Consider the following 3,717-nt stretch of genomic DNA (forward strand, 5'->3'; position numbering starts at 1 on the left):
GGTGGCGCAGCAGCCTGAGAGTTTGGAGGCGAGGCGGGACCTGGCGGTGTCGCTGAACAAGGTGGGTGATCTGGTCAGGCATGTGGATCCGGGTCGGGCGTTGGTGTTGGCGGAGGAGGCGCTGGAGCTGCGGCGGGTGTTGGTGGCGCAGCAGCCTGAGAGTTTGGAGGCGAGGCGGGACCTGGCGGCGTCGCTGAACACGGTGGTGGATTTGATCGGGCATGTGGATCCGGGTCGGGCGTTGGTGTTGGCGAAGGAGTCGCTGAACCTGGCTCGGGTGTTGGTGGTGGAACAGCCGGACAGCCTCCGTGCGAGGCGGGACCTGGTGTTGTCGCTGAATCGGGTGGGTGATCTGGTCAGGCATGTGGATGCGGGCCGGGCGCTCCGCTTGGCGGAGGAGGCGCTGGACCTGGCTCGGGTGTTGGTGGCGGAACAGCCTGGGAGTTTGCTGGCGAGGCGGGACCTGGCGGTGTCACTGGATCAGGTGGCGGGTCTGGTGGCGGATGTGGATGCGGATCGGGCGCTCCGGTTGGCGGAGGAGTCGCTGTCACTGTGTCGGGTGTTGGTGGCGGAGCAACGAGGGAGTATGCAAGCCCTGTGGGATCTTGGGGTGGCGGCTGCCAGGCTGGCTTTGCTGGTTCCGGATTCTCCCGAGGTGGGGAGTCGCTGGGGGGAGGCTGCTGTAAGTTTCCGGGCGGCTTTGGAGATTCAGCCGGATCATCCGCAGCTGGGGTTGATGTCCTGGGATTCGGCTCTGTGGTATGCCGACACTGGTCCGTCGGATCGGGATGAGTGGTTGGCGTATGCGGCCGGGTTGGCCAAGCGGTTCGGGTTCGGACAGTCCGGGTCCTGAGGGCGGGTGATCTGTGATGTCTGATGTGCCGGTGGATGAGCGTGCGTTCTCGGTGTTCGTGAGCTATGCGCGTTTGGATGACGTGGATGGTTGGGTGACGTCGTTGGTGGCGGCCCTGATCCGGGAGCTGGATCGGTCGGGGGATCGGGATGCGCGGGTGTTCTTCGATCGGCATGACATCCACACCTATGAACAGTGGTGGCCGAAGATTCAGCGGGCGGTGCGGGAGGCCCCGACGATGCTTGCCTGTGCGTCGCGGCAGTACTTCGACAGTCCGATGTGTCTGCGGGAGTTCCGGGAGTTCGAGGGGCGGCCGCAGTCCACGGAGGTGGCCTCAGGCCTGGTGCCGGTGCTGCTGGAGCTGACCGACACCGAGGGCATGGATGAGGAGCGCGCCCGGTGGCACGGGCGGGTGCATGACGAGCAGGCAAAGCTGGTGCTGCGGGACGAGTTCGCGGCGGGCCGGTGGACTGCCGAGTTGGATGAGCGGGTCGCGGGGCTGGCTGATGAGCTGCATCGGCGACGTCAGGACATTCGTCGTTGGGAGGGCATCCCCAGCAATGTGCCCAAGGGCACGCCCCAGTTCGTGGGTCGTCAGGACGAGCTGAAACAGCTGGACGAAGTGCTGTCGTCGAAGCGTTCGGTGGGTGTGGTGACTGCGGTTCGGGGGCTGGGTGGCATCGGTAAAACGGAGCTGGTCCGGTACTATTCGCGGCTTCACAAGGGCCGGTTCGCTGCGGGAACGTGGCTGGTGGAGGCCGAGGGTGCCCGGGAGATTCTGCCGTTGCTGGCCCAGTTGGCGACGGTGCTGCCCGGTTTCGTGCTGCCGGAGGAGGCACGCGGCAACCCGGAGGAGGCAGGAAGGTGTGTGCTCCGGGAGCTTCGGCGTCGGATGGAGGGCGAGAATGCCCTGCTGCTGATCCTGGACAACGTGGACCAGGCGAAGTTGTTGTCGAAGGCACAACTGGCGCTGCTGCCGGAGGATCGTGGCTTCCACGTCGCGGTGACCACGAGGCTGGGACACGGTGAGATCCCAGAGCGGGACGGCCTGGTCCACGTGCCGTTGGAGGGTCTGAAGCCAAGGGATGCGGTCGCACTGCTGCGAGCCCTCCAACCGGATCGGCAGAGGAACGGCCAGCCGGATTTCGCCTCGGAGGACGAGGAGCAGGCCGCATTCGAGCTGGCGGAGTTGCTGGGCGGTTTCACGTTGGCGGTGGAGCAGGCGGGTGTGTACCTGAAGTCCCACGAGGAACTGAGCGTCCGTGACTACCTGGAGCATCTGAGGCAGCACGGCGCGCTGACCGGCGGCGAGATGCTGGAGGACGAGGACAAGAACGAGATCCTGCACCGGGAGAAGCTCCTCAGCGTGATCCTCGACGACACCATGAGGTCCATCGACGAGTTCTGCCCGGGCAGCGTCAAGGTGCTGAAGCTGGCGGCGGCGATGCCGCCGGAGATGATCCCGTGGCCGTGGCTGGAGGATCTGGCCCGCGAGATGGTGCCGGAGGTGTTCGAGGCCAGCAGGCAGCACCCCAAGGGAAGATGGGATCGGATTCGCCGGGTCCTGGAGGGTCGGGGCCTCATTGCGGAGGGCAAGTACCCGGGGGTCACGGGCCGGATGCACCGGCTGGTCGCCGAGCATCTGAACCGGGGCAGTGAAGGGGAGCTGGAACGGGTCGACGAGCATGTCATGGCCTGTGCAGGTCAGCTTTCGAGTGATTTCACATCGGCTCCGAATCTGTGGGAGGTGGATGCCCTGCTCGAAGCGCTCGCCCGTCCGCTCGCTATCCGGCCTGAACGTTTCGGGGAGATTCCCAACTTCTTCACCCAAGTTGCGGCGGCCTACGTCACGGATGCGCGGCCAGTGCTGTTGGTTGAAGCTGTTGTGAACACGTTGCCGCGCGAGTCGAGCCGAATCCGGGTTTTGGCGCTGTCCGCGGTGTGCGATCTGGTGGCGGATGTGGATCCGGGTCGGGCGCTGGCTTTGGCGGAGGAAGCGTTGGAGGTTAGCCGTGTGCTGGTGGAGGCTCAGCCTCAGAGTTTGCAGGCCAGGCGGGACCTGTCTGTGTCGCTGAACACGGTGGGGGGTCTGGTGGCGGATGTGGATCCGGGTCGGGCGCTTAGGCTTGCGGAGGAGTCGTTGCAGCTTGCTCGGGTTTTGGTGGAGGAGCAGCCCGGGAATCTGCTGGCGAGGCGGGACCTGACAGTGTTACTGAACACGGTGGGGGATTTGGTGGTGGGTTCGGATCCGGGCTGGGCGTTGGTGTTGGCGGAGGAGTCGCTGGAGGTCGCCCGGGTGTTGGTGGAGGCCGAGCCTGACAGCCTTCGAGCGAGGCGGGATCTGTCGGTGTCACTGGGCCGGGTGGGGGATCTGGTGGCGCATTTTGATTCAGCGCGTGCGCTTGAGATGGCGGAGGAGGCGTTGGAGCTGCGGCAGGTGTTGACGGAGGCGCAGCCAAGGAACGTGCAGGCCCTACGGGATCTTGGGGTGGCGGCTGCCCGGCTGGCGCAGCTCGTTCCGGATTCTCCCGAGGTGGGGAGTTTCTGGGGGGAGGCGGCTGTGAGTTTCCGGGTGGCTTTGGAGATTCAGCCGGATCATTCTGAACTGGGGGAGATGTCCCGGGATTCGGCTCGGCGGTATGCCGAGACTGGTCCGTCGGATCGGGATGAGTGGCTGGCGTATGCGGCCGGGTTGGCGGAGCGTTTCGGGTTCGGGCCTGTGGGGGAGTGAGGCTGTCCGTCAGGCAATGGCAGGACCGAGAGAAGGGATCTGCTGAAGCGCCTGAGGTTTTGCGCCGCTCCTATGCGGGTTCTTTCTCTTGGACAGTAGCAGCATAGTGGATGGTTTCGTGGTGGGCGGGGGT

At 65.5% G+C, this 3,717-nt stretch carries 2 protein-coding genes; both read left to right on the top strand.

The genetic code is table 11. The features are described 5' to 3' along the window. A partial coding sequence (locus tag EII35_RS16080) for a hypothetical protein (protein WP_221739789.1) occupies positions 1–853 on the top strand: 853 nt, incomplete at its 5' end. Between the two features lie 16 nt (positions 854–869). Further along, positions 870–3,584, top strand: coding sequence for a tetratricopeptide repeat protein (locus EII35_RS15235; protein WP_125229311.1), 2,715 nt, complete (start codon positions 870–872; stop codon positions 3,582–3,584). The last annotated feature ends 133 nt before the right edge of the window (positions 3,585–3,717 follow it).

The organism is Arachnia propionica, from assembly GCF_003932785.1.
Taxonomy (GTDB): domain Bacteria; phylum Actinomycetota; class Actinomycetes; order Propionibacteriales; family Propionibacteriaceae; genus Arachnia; species Arachnia propionica_B.